Genomic DNA, 369 nt, shown 5'->3' on the forward strand with positions numbered 1-369 from the left:
TGCTGCTCTGCACGCTCGCATCGCCGGCCACAGGCCGTGGATACGGCGCAAAGACGATGCCGTCCACGGGGATGCGCCGGCGCTGCCGGCCCCCCAGTCCGGCGATCCAGTCGGCGAGCGCCTTGCCGCGGGTGTCGAGCCGCTGGGAAAGCTCTCCCATGTAGCGGTCGCGGTTGCCCTCCATCAGTTGCGCGACGACGCGCTGCGCCAGCTGGTCGCGCAGCGTGCGCAGCGCGCCCTCGATGGCGTCCGCATCGGCCTGGCGCGGCAGTTCGCAACTGATGACCGGCATAAGGCCGTGGGCCACCGTTCTCGCCTCCGCCACGTCCAGCAGGTAAACCGGGGCGGACCAGCGCAGCAATTCGGCGA

1 pseudogene is annotated in these 369 nt (G+C 71.0%); it reads right to left on the minus strand.

Annotation, left to right across the window (positions count from 1 at the left end):
• A pseudogene (locus tag CF70_RS36595) lies at positions 1–369 on the minus strand (type VI secretion protein VasK); the annotation flags it as partial.

The sequence above is a fragment of the Cupriavidus sp. SK-3 genome (genome assembly GCF_000611145.1).
GTDB lineage: Bacteria > Pseudomonadota > Gammaproteobacteria > Burkholderiales > Burkholderiaceae > Cupriavidus.